At 34.4% G+C, this 22071-nt stretch carries 18 protein-coding genes; 12 read left to right on the forward strand and 6 right to left on the reverse strand.

Annotated features, from left to right (window positions below; all coding sequences use genetic code 11):
* The first annotated feature begins 10 nt into the window (after positions 1-10).
* Genes FJOH_RS20975 through FJOH_RS20985 form a run of 4 tightly spaced genes read left to right on the forward strand, consistent with a single transcriptional unit; the run spans position 11 to position 3441 of the window.
* On the forward strand, positions 11-2134 hold the full coding sequence (locus FJOH_RS20975; protein WP_012026032.1) for a ribonucleoside triphosphate reductase: 2124 nt from the start codon (positions 11-13) through the stop codon (positions 2132-2134).
* Positions 2115-2279: an anaerobic ribonucleoside-triphosphate reductase gene (gene nrdD / locus FJOH_RS27390; protein WP_012026033.1), complete on the forward strand. Its 165-nt coding sequence runs from the start codon at positions 2115-2117 to the stop codon at positions 2277-2279. Before FJOH_RS20975 ends, nrdD begins: the two co-directional genes overlap by 20 nt.
* Complete coding sequence (locus tag FJOH_RS20980) at positions 2224-2952, forward strand: anaerobic ribonucleoside-triphosphate reductase activating protein (RefSeq protein ID WP_235023063.1); 729 nt, start codon at positions 2224-2226, stop codon at positions 2950-2952. The genes nrdD and FJOH_RS20980 overlap by 56 nt, the downstream gene beginning before the upstream one ends.
* 42 nt (positions 2953-2994) lie before the next feature.
* The gene (locus FJOH_RS20985) at positions 2995-3441 is read left to right on the forward strand and encodes a CopD family protein (protein WP_012026035.1); all 447 of its coding nucleotides are present in this window, start codon (positions 2995-2997) and stop codon (positions 3439-3441) included.
* 46 nt (positions 3442-3487) lie between these two features.
* Here FJOH_RS20985 and FJOH_RS20990 read toward each other — a convergent pair whose 3' ends face one another.
* The 3 genes from FJOH_RS20990 to FJOH_RS21000 form a co-directional block, all read right to left on the reverse strand.
* Entirely contained in the window at positions 3488-3676 is a 189-nt protein-coding gene (locus FJOH_RS20990) for a hypothetical protein (RefSeq protein ID WP_044047970.1), read from the reverse strand.
* Between the two features lie 111 nt (positions 3677-3787).
* The gene (locus FJOH_RS20995) at positions 3788-3988 is read right to left on the reverse strand and encodes a hypothetical protein (protein WP_044047972.1); all 201 of its coding nucleotides are present in this window, start codon (positions 3986-3988) and stop codon (positions 3788-3790) included.
* 109 nt (positions 3989-4097) lie between these two features.
* Positions 4098-5699, reverse strand: coding sequence for a Na+/H+ antiporter (locus FJOH_RS21000; protein ID WP_012026036.1), 1602 nt, complete (start codon positions 5697-5699; stop codon positions 4098-4100).
* Between the two features lie 188 nt (positions 5700-5887).
* Between FJOH_RS21000 and ribB the strand changes: the two genes are divergently transcribed.
* Together ribB and FJOH_RS21010 are read left to right on the forward strand one after the other, a co-directional pair.
* On the forward strand, positions 5888-6550 hold the full coding sequence (ribB, locus tag FJOH_RS21005; RefSeq protein WP_012026037.1) for a 3,4-dihydroxy-2-butanone-4-phosphate synthase: 663 nt from the start codon (positions 5888-5890) through the stop codon (positions 6548-6550).
* Positions 6551-6552: 2 nt separating this feature from the next.
* Positions 6553-7122, forward strand: a complete 570-nt coding sequence (locus FJOH_RS21010) for a Crp/Fnr family transcriptional regulator (protein WP_012026038.1) — start codon at positions 6553-6555, stop codon at positions 7120-7122.
* Between the two features lie 242 nt (positions 7123-7364).
* Here the strand turns inward: FJOH_RS21010 and FJOH_RS21015 are convergent, their stop codons facing one another.
* Positions 7365-9062, reverse strand: a complete 1698-nt coding sequence (locus tag FJOH_RS21015) for a ribonucleoside-diphosphate reductase subunit alpha (protein WP_012026039.1) — start codon at positions 9060-9062, stop codon at positions 7365-7367.
* Between the two features lie 12 nt (positions 9063-9074).
* The gene (locus FJOH_RS21020) at positions 9075-10049 is read right to left on the reverse strand and encodes a ribonucleotide-diphosphate reductase subunit beta (RefSeq protein WP_012026040.1); all 975 of its coding nucleotides are present in this window, start codon (positions 10047-10049) and stop codon (positions 9075-9077) included.
* Positions 10050-10785: 736 nt separating this feature from the next.
* Here FJOH_RS21020 and FJOH_RS21025 point away from each other — a divergent pair.
* The 6 genes from FJOH_RS21025 (at position 10786) to FJOH_RS21050 (ending at position 20682) form a co-directional block, all read left to right on the forward strand.
* Positions 10786-12273 carry an ankyrin repeat domain-containing protein gene (locus FJOH_RS21025; RefSeq protein ID WP_012026041.1) on the forward strand — a complete coding sequence of 496 codons (1488 nt, stop codon included), beginning with the start codon at positions 10786-10788 and terminating at the stop codon, positions 12271-12273.
* Between the two features lie 129 nt (positions 12274-12402).
* A complete protein-coding gene (locus FJOH_RS21030; protein WP_012026042.1) occupies positions 12403-12873 on the forward strand; it encodes a DUF2271 domain-containing protein in 471 nt (156 codons plus the stop codon).
* A gap of 122 nt (positions 12874-12995) precedes the next feature.
* A complete protein-coding gene (locus FJOH_RS21035) occupies positions 12996-15179 on the forward strand; it encodes a PepSY domain-containing protein (RefSeq protein ID WP_012026043.1) in 2184 nt (727 codons plus the stop codon).
* A 531-nt stretch (positions 15180-15710) separates the two neighbouring features.
* The gene (locus tag FJOH_RS21040) at positions 15711-16718 is read left to right on the forward strand and encodes an FAD:protein FMN transferase (protein WP_012026044.1); all 1008 of its coding nucleotides are present in this window, start codon (positions 15711-15713) and stop codon (positions 16716-16718) included.
* 219 nt (positions 16719-16937) lie between these two features.
* Positions 16938-19316, forward strand: coding sequence for a TonB-dependent receptor (locus FJOH_RS21045; protein ID WP_012026045.1), 2379 nt, complete (start codon positions 16938-16940; stop codon positions 19314-19316).
* A 31-nt stretch (positions 19317-19347) separates the two neighbouring features.
* Entirely contained in the window at positions 19348-20682 is a 1335-nt protein-coding gene (locus tag FJOH_RS21050) for a hypothetical protein (RefSeq protein WP_012026046.1), read from the forward strand.
* Positions 20683-20776: 94 nt separating this feature from the next.
* Here FJOH_RS21050 and FJOH_RS21055 read toward each other — a convergent pair whose 3' ends face one another.
* A complete protein-coding gene (locus FJOH_RS21055; RefSeq protein WP_012026047.1) occupies positions 20777-21988 on the reverse strand; it encodes a DUF4272 domain-containing protein in 1212 nt (403 codons plus the stop codon).
* Positions 21989-22071 lie beyond the last annotated feature (83 nt).

The raw sequence follows: 22071 nt of genomic DNA on the forward strand, positions 1-22071 counted from the left end.
TATAAATATCATGGAAAAATATGTGATCAAACGAAACGGAGATTATAAACCTTTTGAAGCTTATAAAATTCAGGATGCCATCCAGAAAGCTTTTAAAAGCGTCAATCTGCCGATGGATAAAAAAATTCTGAAAATCGTTCTAAACGGACTCGAACCAAAATATTCGTGGCCTGTTGAGGAGATTCAGGATAGTATAGAACGTGTGCTTTTTGAAAACGGTTATTTTAAAACCATGCGTTCCTTTATTATCTATCGACATACCCGAAAACTCCAGAGAGAACATATTAACGGCCTAAACGACGATACAACGTATGTAGACAGCACACAAACGGTTGAAGAATACATCAATCAATCTGACTGGCGTATTAATGCCAATGCTAATACATCGTACTCAAATGCCGGTTTAGTAAGCAATACTGCCGGTAAAATTATTGCCAATTACTGGCTCGATAAAATTTATACTAAAGAAGAAGGCGCCTCACACCGAAACGGAGATATTCACATTCATGATCTGGACTGCCTTACGGGATATTGTGCCGGATGGAGCTTACGTGTTCTTTTAAACGAAGGTTTCAACGGCGTTCGCGGCCGTGTAGAAAGCAGACCTCCTTCGCATTTTAGGGAAGCTTTGGGGCAGATGGCTAATTTTCTGGGAATTCTGCAAAGCGAATGGGCAGGCGCTCAGGCTTTCAGTTCTTTTGATACATATCTAGCTCCTTATGTTTTCAAAGACCAGCTTTCTTACGATCAGGTTTTAAAAGGCATTAGAAGTTTTGTTTACAACCTCAATGTTCCGGCAAGATGGGGACAATCTCCTTTTACGAATATAACCTTAGACTGGAATGTGCCAAACGATCTTAAAGAACAGATTCCGACAAGAAATGACGAACATTTGTTTCTGTATTCAGATGATCCCGAACTGGTTTATAAAGCTAAAAAAAGAGGGGTTAATAAACTGACTGATTTAAAATATGCCGATTTCCAAAACGAAATGAACCTAATCAATAAGGCATATTATACCATCATGACAGAAGGCGACACAAATGGACAGCCTTTTACCTTCCCTATTCCAACTGTAAATATTACGGAGGATTTTGACTGGGAAGGCGAAAATGTCGATTTATTATTTGAAAACACAGCCAAGATAGGGTCTTCTTATTTTCAGAATTTTATTGGAAGCCAGTATATTTTAAATGAAAATGGAAATAAAATCGAAAATCCAGAAGCTTACAAACCCAACGCTGTCAGAAGTATGTGCTGTCGTTTACAGCTCGATCTGCGCGAATTATTAAAACGAGGAAATGGTCTTTTTGGAAGTGCAGAAATGACAGGCAGTATTGGTGTTGTAACCATTAATATGGCCCGTTTGGGATATCTGTATAAAGGAAATATTATAAACTTATTTGATCATTTAAATGATCTGCTTCAGATTGCCAAATCGACTTTGGAGAAAAAGAGAATCTTTATTCAAAAAATGTACGACCGTGGTTTGTATCCTTATACACAGCGCTATTTGTCACATTTTAGAAACCACTTTTCCACCATTGGCGTAAACGGAATGAATGAAATGGTACTCAATTTTACTGATGGAAAACAAGATATTACAACAAGTTCAGGAATTCATTTTGCTGAAGAAATTTTAGATTACATCCGTTCGAGAATGAAAGAATTTCAGGCAGAAACCGGAAATTTATACAATCTGGAAGCTACTCCCGCAGAAGGAACTACCTATCGTTTTGCCAAAGAAGATAAAAAACGTTTTCCAGAAATCCTGCAGGCCGGACATGGAGAAAATATTTATTACACAAACAGTTCGCAGATTCCGGTAGATCATACAGATGATCCGTTTGAAGCTTTACTGCTTCAGGACGCTTTACAATGTAAATATACCGGCGGTACCGTTCTGCATTTGTATATGAGAGAAAAAATAAGCAGTCCTGCTGCGTGTAAAAACTTCGTAAAAAAAGTGCTGACCAATTTTAAACTGCCTTATATAACAGTAACGCCAGTTTTCAGTATCTGCCCAATTCATGGATACCTGGACGGTGAGCATGAATACTGCCCAAAATGCGATGAAATATTGTTAAATGAAAATAACCAAAAAGCTATACTATATGAAAACACTGTATCATAAAATTCCTGAAAAACTAAATGCTAAAAGAAGCAAATGTTTAGTATACACAAGAGTAATGGGCTATCACAGGCCAGTAGAAAGTTTTAACATTGGAAAAAAAGGCGAACATCAGCAGCGAACGCATTTCAAAGAAATTTTGGTCTAATAAAGCTGTTTACAGCATAACCCCTTTTACCTTATTAGACTACCCGGATAGAGCAGCCTGCATTGTGTGGTTTACGGGCTGTAATATGCGGTGTTCCTATTGTTACAATCCGGATATTGTTTTTGGGAAAGGAAAACTGGACTTTGAAAACATTCTTAATTTTCTAAAATCCCGAATTGGATTATTAGACGGAGTCGTTTTAAGCGGCGGCGAATGCACCATTCATAAAAATATTATTCCGTTTATTGAAGAAATAAAAGCCTTAGGATTTATTGTAAAAATTGATACTAACGGCTCAAAACCAGCTGTTTTAAAAAAACTGATCGATCAAAAACTAATCGATTACGCCGCTTTAGATTTTAAATCCCTGTCTTTAACTTTTAAAACCATAACTCAATCTAACCTATTTGCTGAATTTGAAGAAAGTCTGAAACTTTTAATGAATTCCTCCATTCCGTTTGAAGTCCGGACTACGCTTCATTCAGCACTTATAACCCCAACACAGTTTTTAAAAATGACCGAATATCTCGAAAACCTGAATTATAATGGAAATTATTACGTCCAGTATTTTATAAATAATGTTCCCACTATTGGCGATTTAGGACATTCAGAAAGACTGTTGAAATCTGAAAATTTCTCAACCTCAAAAATAAACGTCATTTTTAGGGAATAATACACTACTGTTTTTTAACGCTTTCTTCTAAAATATTGTATTATGACACTTCACCATTTTATTTTAATAATTCACCTTCTGGCAGCCACAATCTGGGTTGGCGGACATCTTACGCTTAGTATTGTTTTTCTGCCTTCGGCTTTAAGAAAAAAAGACCCCAATATTATTTTAAATTTTGAACGAAAGTTCGAAACTCTCGGTATGTCATCGCTTATTACACTTGTCATTACCGGAATCTGGATGGCATACGATTTTGGCGTTACAATCGATACCTGGTTTACATTTTCCGGCAGTTTTGAAAAAGTAGTTTCTGCTAAGCTGTTACTTCTCTTTCTTACTATAATCTGCGCTCTTATTGCCCAGTTTAAGATCATTCCAAACCTAAACGAATTCAATATAAAGAAAATGGCGGTGTTAATTATTTCCGTTACTTTAATTGGAGTTACAATGCTTATTTTAGGATCGACTTTGAGATACGGCGGCATATAAATTCACAAAAAAAACCGCAAATAATTTTACGGTTTATCTCTGTTTGTTAATTTCTCTTTTTCTGCTGTCCCGGTGCATAAGGCTTAGCACTTTTACTGCCAGACATTTTCTTCGCCTGTCCCGGAGGAATTTTTCCCGAATTAGGAGATGAAGATGAACTATGTGTACTGCATCCTGCAATAAATAATGCTATTAACACAAAAGATAGAATTTTAATTAAATCAGCTTTTTTCATTTAGTTATTTTTTAGTCAAAAATAGAGGTTTAAAAACAAGAAAAAGACAGGAAATAAAAAAACCTGCAAATGATTTATCATTGCAGGTTTTAGTTTTTAATTTAAAATTTTCTATTTCTTAATAGAATCTGCCGGCATTGTTCTAACAGTATCTGTAGAAGTTGTATCTACTTCAGGCCCTACAGTGTCTATTATAGTTTCTGTAGAATCTGTTGTTACAGGTTCAACCGTTGTTTCGTTCTTCTTACATGAAAATGCCAATCCTGTCAGCAGGATCAATAATGCAATTTTAGTTTTTAATATCGTTTTCATAATTATATTTTTTTACTGTTTGTATTCAACTTAATATTCCAAATTTAAAAAACTGGCAGTCAATACAATTACATAATTATTACTATCATTTATAAGAATCCAAGAAATGCTACTCCTCGTACATTTCCATCCAAAGACGCGTTTCTTCCAGATCGAGTTCTTTTTCTATTTTACGGAAAATTTCTTCGTTTACAGAACCTTTTTTGTGCATGCTCTCAAGTTTACTGCGCTCAACATTCAAAAGATCGATTTGAACTCTCGTAAACTCATTAAAAATCTGGCCGTCTAATACTTTTCCGTTTCCAAAAAAGTTAGCCGGAAGTTCTGTTTTTTGCAAACGGTTAAATTTTACTTCGTATTTGCTCTTAATGTTATGCAGTAATTCATCATCTAATAAAGAGAAATTATCTTCAATATGCGAAATGGTTTCAGAAACGATTACGTTGCGGACATTATATTCTTCTGCTAAAATAGAATAGCGTTCTATTTTGAGTTTTTTAATAAGCCACGGAAGTGTAAGTCCCTGAATAACCAATGTTGACAATATTACACAGAAAACCAAATATATAATTAAATTACGAAGCGGAAATTCTTCTGTTTTATTCAACATTAACGGAAGTGCCAGAGCAGCTGCCATCGAAACCACACCGCGCATACCAGACCAGCCAAAAACAATCATGTTTCGATAATCAAATTCTTCTTTTTCCCGGATTCTTTTACTTAACATTCTAGGAATCACAGTAGCAGGAATCACCCATAAAAAACGAACAACAATAACTACAATACTAATTACTGATCCCCAGATAAATAAAGCATTCCCTGAGTAATTGCTGATTCCATCCATAATCTGGCGCAGCTGAAGACCAATTAAAATAAAAATTAATCCGTTGAGAATGTTATTTAAAACATCCCATATAGTATTGGTCATGATTCGGCTTTCATGAGAAAAAATAGCTCCTGTTCTTGCCGCTAAAAAAAGACCTGTTGCAACTACCGCTAAAACTCCTGAACCATGAAAATGTTCTGCAATTAAATACGATGCAAAGGGTGTCAGTAATGTAAGCGTTACTTCGATAATGTCATCGCAGACAAATTTTTTATGAATGTAATACATGATAAAACCTACTGCCAAACCTACTGCAATACCTAGAACCGACATTAAAACAAAGTTTAATCCTGCCTGCCATAAAACGAAATTTCCTGCTGTAATAGCCGTAAGTGCATATTTGTAAGCAACAAGACCACTGGCGTCATTTACAAGACTTTCTCCTTCTAGAATGGCAATTAATCTGGGATGCAGCCCTAAACCTTTAGTAATGGCTGTTGCCGAAACCGCATCTGGAGGCGATACAATAGCACCAAGTAAAAAAGCTAACGGCCAGGAAATATCATCTATAAGCCAGTGCGCCACAACAGCGACCAAACCTGTAGTAAAAAAAACCAAACCAACAGCTGCTAAAGTTATGGGACGTATGGTTTGTTTAAAATCGGACCAGCTTGTATGCCATGCTGCATGATATAAAAGAGGCGGCAAAAAGATAATAAAAACAATTTCCGGGCTCAGTGCTATTACTGGAAGTCCCGGAATAACGCTGATAATTACACCGCACATTACCAAAACAATAGGAATTGGAAAATTATATCTTTTACTTATTAAACTAAGAAAAGCTACGCCAAAGAGTAACATTATAATTACTGTGATATTTTCCATTTTTTACTGCGGGTATTTTATTGTTTAGGATTATAATTTCTGGGTACTAAATTAAGATTTTATGATAATTAAATTAGAATAACACTAAAAAAGTATATCCAATTTATTGACTTATATCAAACTTTTAGATTCCAGACAACTGTACATTTGAAATTCAATTATTTTAAAAAGTTTCAAAACACAATACCATGATAAGTACAGAAATAAGTCCGTTAGTACAATTTGGAATAACCAGTAAAGAACGGGTTGAAAACGCCCTAGAACAGCTAAAAAACGGAAAAGGTATTATCGTAACCGATGATGAAGACCGCGAAAATGAGGGCGATCTGATTTTTTCTGCCCACCACATGAATACTGCAGATATGGCTTTAATGATTCGTGAATGCAGCGGTATTGTCTGTCTCTGCCTTCCAAATGAAAAAGCAGACCAGCTTGATCTTCCTTATATGGTAAAAGAAAATACAAGCAGTTTCCAGACTCCTTTTACCGTTACGATCGAAGCCAAAAAAGGCGTTACAACCGGAGTTTCTGCAGCTGACAGAATTACAACCATTAAAGCTGCTATTGCACAAAATGCAAAACCGGAAGATCTGGCAAGGCCCGGACATATTTTTCCGCTTCGCGCGAGAGATAATGGCGTTTTAGAACGAAACGGCCATACAGAAGGAAGTGTCGATTTAATGAAACTGGCGGGTTTACAGCCCGAAGCCGTTCTTTGCGAATTAATGAATGAAGACGGCAGCATGGCTAAACTGGACAAAATCATTAGCTTTGCACAACAGCACGACTTAGTAGTTTTATCTATCGAAGATATTCTACACTACCGTAAATTTGTGCGTGATTATAACTAAAAATGATATACGAACAGCTTGGTAATTATATTAAAAAAAGCATTGAAGTTTCGGATGAAGATTTAAATACCATTCTCTCCTATTTCAAACCTTTAAAAAAAAGTAAAAATGAGTTACTGCTGGAACAGGGACAAACCAGCCAGCAGACTTTTTTTATTGGAAAAGGCTGTATAAGAATCTTTTTTATTAATGAAGAAGGAAAAGACGTTACCCGATATATTGCTTTTGAAAATCAGTTTGCCACAGCTTTAGTTAGTTTTATAACCAAAATGCCTGCTCAGGAAAACATTCAGGTAATCGAGAAATCTGAATTACTCGCCATCACACACGAAGATTTTAATCATTTAATGAAGATTATTCCGCAATGGAGAGAGTTTTACAGCAATTACTTAGAGAAAGCTTATGTAAATAATGCCAATCGATTAATGTCGTTTACAACTATGGACGCTTTGGAACGTTACAATCAATTACTCAAAATTAATCCCACTATCGTAAAAAGACTCCCAAATAAAATAGTGGCTTCGTATATCAATATTTCGCAGGAAACCTTGAGTCGATTGAAATCAAATTAAAACACATAGAAACATAGCTTTTTTAACTTGAAAAAAGGCGTTTCACTTGCATTAACAATCATAGTAAACTATGTGTGGAAAGCATGTTTTCTTTTGAATTCTTTTTAGCAATAGTAAATCTATGTTTCTATGTGTTTAAAAAGACAATCATTACAGAGTTACTTGCGGAGATATCTCCTTCGTCGACATGACGATATGAATAAAAAAGCCGAATCTTAATTTAGATTCGGCTTTTTTAATATTCATGATTCACAGCTGCTGCAAGAAACAAGACTCGTTACTAATTCTTTAGAAACACTCTGGCTTCTTTGGTAGTACAAACTTTTAACTCCTTGCTGCCAGGCTTCGATCATTAAACGGTTTACATCTTTAATCGCTAATTCAGCCGGAATATTAAGATTTAAACTTTGTCCCTGATCTACAAATTTCTGACGAATTCCTGCCTGTTGAACAATTTCTAACTGGCTGATTTCTTTAAATGTTTTAAAAACATCTTTTTCCTGCTGTGTTAGTTGTGACATGTGCTGAACGCTTCCTCCGTTTAGCATAATTCCTCTCCAGACTTCTTCATTGTCTAAACCTTTTTCTTCTAATAACTTTTTAAGATATTTATTCTTACGCATGAAATTACCTTTGCTTAATCCAGCTTTATAATAATTACTGCTGAAAGGTTCAATTCCTGGTGAAGTCTGTCCTAAAATAGCAGAAGATGAAGTCGTTGGAGCAATTGCCATTGTAGTGGTATTACGTCTTCCGTAACCTTTTAACAATTCTGGTTCACCGTAAATTCTAGCCAGTTCCTGACTTGCTTTATCCGCTTTATCACTTATATGTTTGAAAATCTCTGTTGTTTTCATTTTAGCTTCCATTCCTTCAAACGGAATCATATTTTTTTGCAGATAAGAATGCCATCCTAAAACACCTAATCCAAGCGCACGGTGTCTTTTAGCAAATTTATTTGCTGCAGAAAGATAATAGTTGCCTTCTGTTTTTTCGATGAATTCCTGTAAAACTGCATCTAAGAAAAAGATCGCCAGTTTTACCGCTTCAGTATCTTTCCATTCTTCATACAATTCTAAGTTCATAGAAGAAAGACAGCAGATAAATGATTCGTCATGAGTTGACGGAAGCATAATCTCACTGCATAAATTACTTGCATTGATTCTTAGGTTTTGATCTTTATAAACCTGTGGTTTGTTTTTATTTACGTTATCGCTGAAAAAGATATACGGCAGTCCTTTCTGCTGACGGCTTTCTAATACTTTTGCCCAAATTTGTCTTTTATCAGCATCACCATCAATCATTTCCTGCATCCAGTAATCCGGCACACAGATTCCGGTAAATAAATTCTGAATTGGATTTCCAATACTTTTAATTTTCAAAAACTCCTCGATATCCGGATGGTCAATATCCAAATACGCTGCAAATGCACCGCGGCGTACTCCGCCTTGCGAAATCGTATCCATAGCCGTATCAAAAAGTTTCATAAAACTTACGGCACCGCTGCTTTTTCCGTTATCGGTTACGGCACTTCCGCGCTCACGCAATTCTCCAAAATAACCAGATGTTCCACCACCTATTTTAGTCTGCATGATTACTTCGCCTAATTTATGTGTAATTCCTTCAATTTTATCCGGAACGTGAACGTTAAAACAAGAAATAGGCAGACCTCTTTCGGTTCCCATATTAGCCCAGACCGGCGAACTGATACTCATCCAGCCGCGTTCGATCATTTCTACAAAAGACTCTTTTAATTCTGGTTTGTATAATCTTCTGGCAGCAGCCGTACAAATTCTGTCAATTGCACCTTCTACTGTTTCTCCTTTTAAAAGATAACCACGATTTAAAATTTGTTCACTTTCAGAGTTCTTCCACCACATTTTGGTTCCTGCTTCATTATGCGGAAGACTATTTACTTCATTTGGATCTATTGTATTCATATTGTGCTGCTTTTAGAAAAGGTCGTTTGCCGTGATGCTTTTATCGTGTTTAGTGTATTCTACAGGGCGTTTTGCAAAGAAATCGTCCAGACTGTTGGCAAAAACTTCTTCTTCAAACCAAGCCAGAGCTTTGTAATCTTCAACCTTTACATCAAAAATTACCGGAATATTAATTTGTTTCAGGCTTTCGTCAATTCTAAATTTCATAAAATTCACTAAATCACCTTTTTTAATACTTTCAATTTCACCTTCTTCAAATATCCAGTCTAATATGTCTGATTCGACTGCAATAGAATCTTTAACTGTTTCTCTCACCAAAGCCAAAGTTTCTTCATCAAAATAATCTGGGAATTCTTCTCTGATTTTATTGATAATATAGATTCCTCCATTTGCATGAATCTGCTCATCAATAGAAGTCCAGGCGATAATGTTGCTCACATTTTTCATGTACCCCTTAAATCTTGTAAAAGAAAGCAAGATGGCAAACTGGCTGAAAAGCGAAACATTTTCGATCAGAATACTGAATAAGATCAGCGAAACCATATATTTTCTGTTGTCCTGAGATTTGGTATCTTTAAGTACATTTGAAAGGTAATCTACACGACGACGAATAACTGGTACATCCAGAAGTTTTTCAAATTCATCATTATAACCTAACACTTCCAAAAGACGAGAATACGCTTCAGAATGTCTGAATTCACACTCAGCAAAAGTACTTCCTAAACCATTAAATTCTGGTTTTGGAAAATGCTCGTAAATGTTTCCCCAAAAACTTTTTACGGCTACCTCAATCTGTGCAATTGCCAGCAGACTGTTTTTTACCGCTGTTTTCTCTGCCAGAGATAAGTGAGCGTGAAAATCCTGAGTATCAGCAGTAAAATCAACTTCTGTATGAACCCAATACGCTTTATTTATCGCTTCTGTAAATTGTAAAACCTCCGGGTATTCAAAAGGTTTATAATTGACTCTTTTATCAAATATAGACATATATATAGTATTTATCGGTGACTAATTCAGATTAGAAAACGAACAGGATTTTGGGGTGGGTAACTGTGTTTTCTATACATACAAAATTAACCCCTCAATTTTCTATTGTCTAAGTTTTGATGTTAAAAATCCGAGCAATTATCAACAGGAAAGAACAATGTTAAAAACCACTAAAAAAACTATTTATTAACAGCTGCATAATTTTCCGTAGTTACCGAATTATCAGTTATTTATACTAAATCTAAATAGAGTTGTCAACAAAAAAAACAGAAATATTACTTCAAACAAAAAAACAGTTATCAACAGATAAATTTAAATTTTGGTCATTTTTAGGTAAAATCTGATAAACTTTGAGGAGCAGATTTCGTCATGAAAAGGTATTTTTTTAAGTAAGAAATAAAAACTGCCAATAGTTAAAATGTTCTACTTATTAAAAAGTTAAAATATTAATTACCAATATTTTAAATCAATAAGAATAAAAAAAATATTAAACACTTTTAAACTAAAACATAAAATTCTTGTCTTACAATTTTAAAAAATCGATATAGTTGAAAACAAAAAACCAGAAGTCCAGAAATAAATTAAAAAATTATTAGAATTAAACTTTTGAAGGCAATAAAACTTGATTTAAAAATATTAATCTTTACATTTGCGATTATTTTGATTTATTCTAAATAGACATTTGTTTCATCTATAATTTTTGGACGTCATACTCCAATAAACAACATAACAAAATATGAAAAAGAATCTTTTTATTTCTTTAGCATTAACGACAGTGTTCTTTGTTAATGCACAGCAAAAAAACACCTTATTAGAGCAGTCTTTCTGGAAAACTTCTCCAACTGTTGAAACGGTTAAAGCTGAAATTGCAAAAGGAAACAATCCAGCCGAAGCAAACATAAATGCTTTTGATGTTACTACACTGGCAATTAACAATGATGCACCAATTGCTGTGATTAAATACTTAATTGAGCAGCCTGGAAACTCAATAACAAAATTAACGCATGATAACCGTATTTATTTACACTGGGCGGCATACAGAGGAAATACAGAATTAGTTGAATATTTAATAGCAAAAGGTTCTGATGTTAAATTTGAAGACAGCCACGGAACTACTCCAATAGATTTTGCTGCTTCAAACGGACAATCAAATCCTGCTTTATATGATGCTTTTTTTAAAGCCGGAATCGATCCTAAGAAAAAATATAATAATGGTGCCAACTTATTGCTTTTAGCCATTTCTTCTGATAAAGATTTAAAAGCGGCAGATTATTTTGCAACAAAAGGAATGTCTCTTAAAGATGTAGATAATGACGGAAATACTGCTTTTGTTTATGCAGCAAGATCTGGTAATATTGATCTTTTGAAAAAACTTTTAGCAAAAGGTGTAAAACCAAATGATAATGCATTGTTTACAGCTGCTCAGGGAAGCCGAAGAGAAACCAATACAATCGAAACTTATAAATATTTAGTTGAAGAAGTAAAACTGAAACCAACTGCACAAAACAAAGCAGGACAAAATGTATTGCATATTTTAGCCGGAAAACCAAATCAGGCAGAAATTGTAAAATACTTTTTGAGTAAAGGTACTGATGCTAACAAAGGAGATAAAGAAGGAAACACACCTTTAATGGCTGCAGCATCTGCAAGAGAAACTGCTGTTTTAGAGATTTTACTTCCTGTGGCTAAAAATATCAATGCTCAGAACTTAAAAGGAGAATCAGCTTTGACAAATGCGGTTAGATATGGAACGCCAGAAGCTGTAAATGTACTTTTAAGCAAAGGTGCTGATGTAAATGTAAAAGACAAAGACGGAAACAATCTAGGTGTGTATTTAGTACAATCTTACCGTCCGGCAGGAAAAGACAATGCGGCAGATCCATTTGATGCTAAAGCGAAATTACTGCAGGATAAAGGTTTAAACTTAGCAGTGGCTCAAAAAGACGGAAATACATTGTATCATTTAGCTATTACAAAAAATGACGTTTCGCTTCTTAAAAAAATTACAGATTTAAAAGTAGACGTAAATGCAAAAAACAAAGATGGTTTAACCGCTTTGCACAGAGCTGCTATGACATCTAAAGATGATTCTATATTAAAGTATCTTATTTCTGCAGGAGCTAAAAAAGACATCAATACTGAGTTTGACGAAACTCCTTATGCTCTGGCTAAAGAAAATGAGTTACTTACAAAAAACAATGTATCAATTGACTTTTTAAAATAATCTTTAAAAGTTATGAGTTTTGAGTTATAAGTTATGAGTTGTAGACTACTTATACATTATAACTCAAAAAAAACTCATAATTCATAACTCATAACATAATTCACAACTCATAATTCACAATTAATTAAAATGAAATCTATACTTAAAATCGTTCTTATATTCTTTGTTGCTTTACAGGCAAATGCACAATCAAGCAAATACAAATGCATGTTGCAAATGACAAATTATATGGGAGAAGGTGCTTATATTGTTGTTTCGCTTATTAACCCAAGCGGTGCATACGAAAAAACACTTTATGTAATGGGCGACGACAAAAAATGGTACAAATCATTAAAAGAATGGAATAAATTCCACGCTCAGAAAAGTGAAGACATCAGCGCAAAAACCGGTGCATCTGTTACCGGAGGAGACCGCAGTGTTACAACAATCGAAATTGAAGATTCTAAAATCAATAAAGGTTACAAACTGCGTTTTGAGTCAGCAGTTGAAGATCAGAAATATTATGTAAGCGATCTTGAAATTCCGCTTACAACAGAAGGTCTTGCTGACAAAACAGACGGTAAAGGTTACATTAAATATGTAAGACTGAACAAAATATAATCTTATTTTAACTTAGATAAGCATGAAATATTTTTCTGCTTAAACTTAAAATCCGAGCTTTGTCAAAGTTGCAAAACCTTGACAAAGCTTTAAATATTTATTACATTTCTAGAATACACTAAATGACTCTTTCTTTCTGGCGCTACGCACATTTGGCTCTGGCCTTATTTTCTTCGATATTTCTGCTTTTAGCTTCTGTTACCGGAATCATTCTCGCAGTCGATGCAGTACAGGAAAAAACACTTCCGTACAAAGCTGCTGATTTTGATAAAATTACTTTAGGAGAAACACTGCCGGTATTAAAAAAAGAATACTCAGAAATCACCGAATTGAGTGTCGATTACAATCAGTTTGTAACACTTCAGGCCATTGATAAAGATGGAAATGATGTGAATGCTTATATTGATCCTAAAACCGGAAAAGCATTAGGAACGCCTGCAAAAAAGAGTGAATTTATTAAATGGGTTACAAGTTTTCATCGTTCGCTGTTTCTTCATGAAACCGGCCGATTCTTTGTTGGCGTAATTTCTTTTTGTTTACTGTTAATTTCAATTTCGGGATTTGTGCTGGTTTTAAAAAGACAAAGAGGCATCCGTAATTTCTTTTCGAAAGTAATTAAAGAATATTTTGCACAATATTATCATGTTGTTTTAGGCCGTCTGGCTTTGATCCCAATTTTGATTATCGCGCTTACCGGAACTTATTTATCGCTGGAAAGATTTAACTTTTTTATGGGTGAAGAAAAAGCAAAACCGGTAAAAACAGAACTTTCGGCGGAAGCCAAAAAAACTTCGGTATTTAAAACCACACTCCTGTCTGAAGTAAAGAAAATCGAATTTCCTTTTACAGATGATCCTGAAGAATATTATATCATTGAACTAAAAGACCGCGAAATTGAAGTCAATCAGGTTGACGGCACTTTACTTTCAGAAAAACGTTCGCCGTTTACTGTTCAGTTATCAGCTTTAAGCCTTGACCTGCATACAGGAAGAATTAATACTGTCTGGGCTGTAATTTTAGCCATTGCGTGTCTCAATATTCTTTTCTTTATTTATTCTGGTTTTGCTATTACTCTAAAACGAAGATCAAGCCGAATTAAAAATAAATTCAAAGCCAATGAAAGCAATTATATTTTGCTGGTTGGTTCTGAAAACGGAAGCTCTTTTCGATTTGCCAATGCTATTGCGAAGCAGTTAATCAGCCATGGAAAAAAAGTTTTTACGGCCGAATTAAATAGTTTTTCGGTTTACCCAAAAGCTGAGCATATTATTGTTTTTTCGTCTACTCATGGTTTAGGTGATCCGCCTTCAAACGCCAGAAAATTCAAAACCCTTTTACAAAAACAAAATCAGGAACAAAAAATTAAATTTTCGGTTGTTGGTTTTGGATCAAAATCTTATCCTGATTTCTGTCAATTTGCTATTGAAATCGATCAGCTTCTGGAAAATCAAAATTGGGCAGAACGCTTTTTAGATTTACAAACCGTTAATGATAAATCGGCAGTTGAGTTTACAGAATGGTTGAAATTATGGAGCGGGAAAACCGAAATTCCACTTGCCTGTACTCCATCTCTGTACAACCATGTTCCAAAAGGTTTACAAAAATTAATGGTTTTAGATAAAACGCCAATTTCAGATACTGAACATACATTTATTTTAACACTGCACGCCAATAGCCGAACGAAATTTGCTTCGGGCGATTTACTGGCTGTTTATCCTGCCAATGATTCGAGAGAACGCCTCTACTCTATTGGAAATCATTCCGGAAATGTACAATTGGTTGTAAAACTGCATCAAAATGGATTAGGTTCTGGATATTTAAATAATCTGGAACCGGGCGATACTATTAAAGCCAGAATTATTAATAATCACGCTTTCCATTTTCCAAAGAAAGCGTCAAAAGTGGCTTTTATTTCTAACGGAACGGGAATTGCTCCTTTTCTTGGAATGATCGAACAAAATAAAGCTAAGAAAGAAATACAGCTTTACAGCGGATTTAGAATGGAAACGCCGACACTGCTGGCTTATAAAAAGTTTGCCAATATAATGATCCAAAAAGAATATCTGGATAATTTTCATGTCGCTTTATCACGAGAAGCCGAACAAATTTATGTAATGGATTTGATAAAAAGGGACACAGTCTTTTTTGTTAATTTATTGAAAGACGGCGGTGTAATCATGATTTGCGGTTCACTTGCAATGCAGAAAGATGTCGAAGTGATTCTGGATGAATTGTGTCGTGATAACGGAATGCAAAATCTCGCTGATTACAAGGAAAAAGGACAAATTTTAACCGATTGTTATTAGGAGTGCAATTTTAGATTGTTGATTTTAGATTGTTGATTATTGATATTACAAATAGATACTACCAATCACAGAGGGATGACATATAGATTAATTGGCAGATCTAAAAAAATAACACCAGCGAGTTAATATATCGCTCCGTTGGAGCTTTATTAACGATAAATCAATAATTATCTATAAATATTTTGCTCCTCAGGAGCTGTGTTGATTTTAGAAATACAAATCCCGGAGGGATGATATATTTATAGATTAAATTGACACATCTAAAAAACAAAATCCCACTGGGTAATATATATCGCTCCGCTGGAGCTTTATTAACGATAAATCAATAATTATCTATAAATATTTTGCTCCTCAGGAGCTGTGTTGATTTTAGAAATACAAATCCCGGAGGGATGATATATTTATAGATTAAATTGACACATCTAAAAAAAATAGCCCCAGCGGGGCGATATATTTATAGATTAATTTAATTCATACCAAACCAAAGCCCCAGCGGGGCGGCACATATGACTCTTCAAATTCTTTAAAAATATGCACAAATTATTGTCACATAAATTATTAATCCTGTTTGTAATTTCCTGTTGTTTTTCAGCACATTCGCAGGTTTTACGAAAAAGAACTACTCTGCTTATGGGCGGACGTTTTGACATTAGTATTGTGGCAAAGGATTCTCTAACTGCAGAACAAAATATAAACGAAGTAATTGCCGAAATTACGCGAATTGAAAACCTAATTTCTGACTGGAAACCGGATTCGCAGGTTTCTCAGGTAAATCAAAATGCCGGAATTAAACCCATAAAAGTTGATCGCGAAGTATTTGAACTTGCACAAAGAGCTTTAAAATTATCAGAAATAACCAACGGCGGATTTGATGTTAGTTTTGCCGCAATGGACCGAATCTGGAAATTTGACGGATCAATGACCGAAATGCCTTCGGCGGAAGCCATAAAAAAGTCGGTTGAGAAAGTGGGTTATAAAAACATTATTTTAGATTCTGTTCAATCAACAATTTTCTTAAAACTAAAAGGAATGAAGATTGGCTTTGGCGCTTTAGGTGAAGGTTACGCAACTGATAAATGCCGTACAATGATGATTGCAAAAGGCATTGAAGCCGGAATTGTAAACGGTTCGGGAGATATGAGCACCTGGGGGAAACAGCCCAACGGACAGCCTTGGAAAATTGGAATCACAAACCCTTTTAAACCTGAAAAACTTCTGGCAGTCGTTCCCTTAAATCAAGGTGCGGTCACTACATCCGGGAGTTATGAAAAGTTCGTTATTTTTAACGGAAAACGATATTCTCACATTATAAATCCTGCAACCGGATATCCTGCAACGGGCTTGTGCAGCGTGACTGTCTTTGGTCCAAATGCCGAAACCGCAAACGGATTAAGCACTTCAATGATGGTTTTGGGACAGACAGAAGGCTTGCTTTTACTTCAAAAATTTCCAGATTACAGCTGTGTAATGATTACTGATAACGGAAAAGTTATTAAGTCAAAAAATTTCTCCATTAAAAAGTTCAAAGCAAAATTGTAAATTTAAGGTACTAAGATTCTAAGGTGCTGAGGCTCTAAGTTTTCAGCACGGTTTTTCATTATAACAATTACTGCTTATTTCCAACATTAAAATCTCTAATGTAAATCTAATAATCTTCTAACAGGTTTATTTAGATCAAATTTAAATAATACTATAAGTTTGCTGCCATATAAAATCAGTACAACTTAAAATATGAGATTTTTTTACTTTCTCCTTTTCATGATAACTCTTTCTGGCTGGTCTCAAACTGGAAAAATTACAGGAAAAGTAACCTTTACCAATAACGAAATTGCCACAGGAGCTTCTGTACAAATCAGCGGTACAAAAAAAAATGCCGTTGTTGATAACAATGGTCAATTTGAATTTAGAAACCTTTCTTACGGAAATTATACATTGGATATTTCTTCAATGGAAGCCCAAAACAAAAGTGTAAATATTGTTTTAAATCGTCCTTCGCAACAAATTACGATTTCTCTGGAAAAAATAACGGATCCAAAAGCTTTGAACGAAGTATTGATTCAGAAAAAAACTGCCAAAAAAGAAATCATCGAAAAAGGCTTTTCTGTAAATGTTATCGAAACTCAGGAAGCAGCCAAAAGAAATATCCAAACTAATGATTTATTAGGACAGTCTGCGGGAGTCAGAATCAGACAAAACGGAGGTTTAGGTTCCAGCGTAAATTACAACCTAAACGGAATGTCTGGCAATGCCATCCGAATATTTATCGACGGAATTCCTATTTCTACTTACGGTTCGTCTTTTAACTTAAACAGTATTCCTCCTGCTTTAATTGAAAGAATTGAAGTTTATAAAGGCGTAATTCCAGCACATTTAGCCGATGATGCTTTGGGCGGTGCTATTAATGTAATCCTGAAAAAAGGAGCTAAAAATTCGTTGAACGCTTCTGTATCTTATGGTTCATTTAATACCATTCAATCAAATTTTAATACGACATACCGCGACAAATCTGGTTTTACTTTAAAAGGATCAGGATTTTATAATTACTCTGACAATAATTATGAAATATGGGGGAAATTTGCCCGTGACGTACAGGCAGATGGTGTAATGAAACAAATTCGCGCTAAACGTTTTAATGATGCTTATCGTTCTTATGGAGGCCGTTTTGAACTTGGTTTTACAGATGTTGAGTGGGCTGATACTTTTTTAGTGGGCATAAACATGTCTGATGATTATAATGAAATCCAGCATGGTCAGGCAATGTCTACTCCATATAAAGGAAGGTTTACAGAAGCAGATGCCAAAGTAATAAGCATTAATTACGCTAAAAAAGATTTTATAATAAAAGGTCTTGAATTTAATATTAATTCGGTTTTCAGCCAGAGAAATGAGGTTTTAAACGATACAGTAAAATGGAATTACAACTGGTTTAACGAAAAAGCAATTGGTCTTAAAGGTCTTCCTATTCTAACACCAAACGGAGCACAGCAGGGAGCACCGACAATTCTTCATCTTAATAATAAAATTTTCAGTACAAGGGGCGGTTTAAATTATTCTGTAAATGAAAATCACAGATTTGTATTCAGTACAATGCTTTACTCATTTATGAGAGATGATTACGATGAAATGAAATCTGAACTGGAAAGAAATTTTCAGCAGAAACGCGACCTGCAAAAAAACATTTTATCATTTGCCTACGAATTTGAAGGTCTTGGTTCCCGCTTAAGAACAAATGTATTTGGTAAAAGATACAACCAAAAAACGGAACAGAAAACTCCTGTTTTGACTACAACAAACGGACAGACTAAAATTACCGAAAATCTGGAAAATAACAATACGACTTTCTACGGATACGGATTTGCAGCATCTTATTTTGTTCTGCCTAAATTAATGTTATCTACATCTGCAGAAAAGGCAATAAGACTTCCGTCTGAAAATGAAATTTTTGGTAATCCGGGTGAAAATCAAACATCAAATAGTTCATTAAAACCAGAGCAGAGTAATAACCTAAATGTTGGTCTTCGATTTGGTCCTTTTAAAATTAATGAACACAAATTCAGTTTTTCGGGTTCAGGATTCTGGAGAAATTCTAAAGATAAAATTGTGCGCCAGTTCAGCACCAGAGTTAATGAGGCTCTGCAGGCAACGCCATCTGTAAATATGGGAACTGCACAATCTCTTGGCTATGAAGCTTCATTAGAATATTCAAATAAAAACAAATTGTTTGTATCAATGAATATGTCACGATTTAATTCATTGTTCAAACTTAAATACGATCCAAACGGCAAAATTTATGACAATTATAATAAACAGTATCCAAATGAACCTTACTTCATTATAAATACTAATGCACAATACAACTTTAAAAATGTATTACAGGAAAAATCAGAATTGAATCTATATTACAATTTTAGTTATGTAGGTGAATTTTATACAACATGGCTTCAAACAGAAATGGACAAAACTCCATCGCAGTTTCCTCATGATCTGGGTTTAAGTTACATATTTCCAGGCAAAAGATATATTGTAAGCTTTGATGCTAAAAACATAACCAACGAAGAGGTTTATGACAATTTTGCGGTTCAAAAACCCGGAAGAGCTTTCTATTTAAAAGTAAACTACATACTCAATAAATTTTAGTAACTAATTAATAACTTTTAATGTAATAAATATGAAAAAAAGTACATTTAAACTACTGGCATGTGGATTGGTTTTTACCACATTTGCGCTGACAAGCTGCAGCAGTGACGATAATAAAAATGAAGAAACTCCTGTAAATCCTACTCCAACCGAAGAAAGATGGATAACTGTTGCAGGTGCTTTAATGCAGACTAATCCCGGAGACGGAGACGGCGGAACTAAAGTATTTTCTGTAAGCAAAACAGATGCTAAAAATCCAAATGTTTCTATTGATGTTTACGAAAACGGAGAACCTGTTCAGTCAAGCAGAACAGCACGTTTACAATCATCTGTAGACGGAAAAACTCTTTTTAATATTACTTACACAGGTGCTAACGGAGGCCAGTTTATGACTTATAATGTAAATGGAGGTAAAAACTTCGTACAGTCAGGACAAACGGTAAGCATTGCACAATATGCAGGAGCATCACCAAGATGGGTAAAACTTTTTGACGGCGATAAAACTGGTGTAGCTGTAAACGTAACCGCTCCTGTTGTAAAAACAGAAGAGGACGGGACAACATATAAATACACAAGAGGTTCTGCAACGGTATTAAGTTTAGACTTCCAAAAAATTAATATTTCTACTTACGAGCAGTATGAAATTGCTTTATCTGCTGCAGAAGAAGCTTTAGGACACCATATTTTCCGTTTAGATGCTCCAACCTTAAACAAAGCAGGAGACAAACTGATTATTGGAACCTGGATGCGTAAAACAAATCCGGCTACAGGAACAAACGAAAGCACATTTGATCGTTTAGGATCTAAATCAGTTGTAGTAGATTATCCTTCATTAAAAAATCCTAAAGTAATTACTTCTACAGTTGGTTTTGGTGATACAAGCGGATACAGAAGTTTTAACAGCTTTGTAGCAAATGATGGAAATATCTATCAGGCAACTCAAAGAGATACTAAAAAAGGTTCTTATATCCTGAAAATTAACCAAAGTAATGAATATGATAACTCGTATTCCTTTAGTTTAGATGCTGCTCTTGGAGTTACAGGTTCTTATATCGATGCCTGGAGATATGTAGGAAACGGAATTGCATATGCAGTTTACCACCATAATGCAAATGATCAGGGATATGTTGCAAGACTTGACCTAAACGCAAAAACAGCAAAATTAGTAGATGGAATTCCTTACGATGCAGATTTAGATTTTGGTCAATACCAAGGTTTTGTAGTTGATGGAAACGAAATTTACATTGCAGTAACTCCAGTTGGTAAAGATGGAAATATCTATATTATTGATGCAGTAACAGGTGCTGTTACAAAAGGTGCAAAATTGGTTAACAAACCAGGAAACCACTACATTGGTGTTTTCTAAAAACGATAACTTGAGTTATAGCGATAATTCTTGATTTTTTTTTAATGGTGACATTCCGCTTCAGTTTTTGGAGCGGAATGTTTTTTTTATTTTATTAGGTATCACAGGTAACATCATCCCAATCCTGATCCATATAATTTATAAGCCAGTTTAGGGCGTATTGCCTTTCGTAAACAATTCCTGGATTTATTGCCTCAATTTGTTTTCCGTTAATTCTTGCATCAACACAAGCCCAATTATAACGATAATACAAATCTGCAGCATCTAAAATTTCTTTTTTAGAGCGAACCTCATGAACTGCATTTATAAATTCAAAAGGATCTTTGTCTTTTGCAACAGGATAATCTTCTGCATTGATATTTCCAAGATCACAAAACTCATTTGGAAAATCAAGTCTAGCGACTTTTTTCAAAGCCCACATTAAAGTCCAAATTCCTTCGCATTTCCATGTTTCATGTATTTTTCTACTTTCAGTAGGATTGGCAAGAAATTCCTTTTCAACATCGGTTGTAAAATCCCATAGATTATAATTTTGTAAATAATCAACAGCTTCTTCAGGAGAGATATTATTAAATGCTACATAATTAGTTACTGCCAAAACGCTAACTCTTTGTGCAACTTCTTTTGCTGATCGAATTGTAGTTTCTCTTTCCGATTCAATATAAGGTAAATTATTGTTGATTTTTATATTTTCTCTTTCAAGAATTTCTTCGTTTTTAGCTTTTCTTTCTATTTGATCTTCTTCTAATTCTGTCTGATCATTGTCAAAATATTCCGAATTGATATTAACTTTTAATTCTTCAATTTCACTTCTCCCTTCTGAATCAATAATTAGATTTAAATCTTTATCTAAAAAATGCTGCGTTTCAGATTTACTTATTATAGTATTTGGCTGAACAAATAAAACTGCATCAAATTCTTTTGCAAGATCGGCTATAATGATGTCTAATTCTTTTAATTCTCCCTTGTCTTCACGAATCGAAAATTCAGAATTCAATGTTTGTATTTTACGAAGAAATACCCCTTTTACCTTTTCATTTTCAGTTGGTAACGAATCTACAAAACCATACAAGCCCTTCAAATTGGCAGTTAACTCAGAATCGTCTATTTGCGGAATTTGGTAGGAAGGAATAGCTCTTTCTCTGTAAAAGATAGTTACTTTTTTTGATGGACTTAAGATTCCACCTTTCACTTCAAATTCGAGGTTTTCACCATTAGTAGAAAAAACACCATTAGGAACATGAGAAAGAAATATTTGTTTGATTTTTTCCAGTCCTAAATGATGCGAATAAATTGTACAAATCATTTTTCGGCTTTTATATTACGAGACAAATATAAGTTTAATTCTACAAAAAAATAAATATTCTGAATGAGCTAAAAACAAAAAAT

The sequence above is a fragment of the Flavobacterium johnsoniae UW101 genome, assembly GCF_000016645.1.
GTDB classification, from domain to species: domain Bacteria; phylum Bacteroidota; class Bacteroidia; order Flavobacteriales; family Flavobacteriaceae; genus Flavobacterium; species Flavobacterium johnsoniae.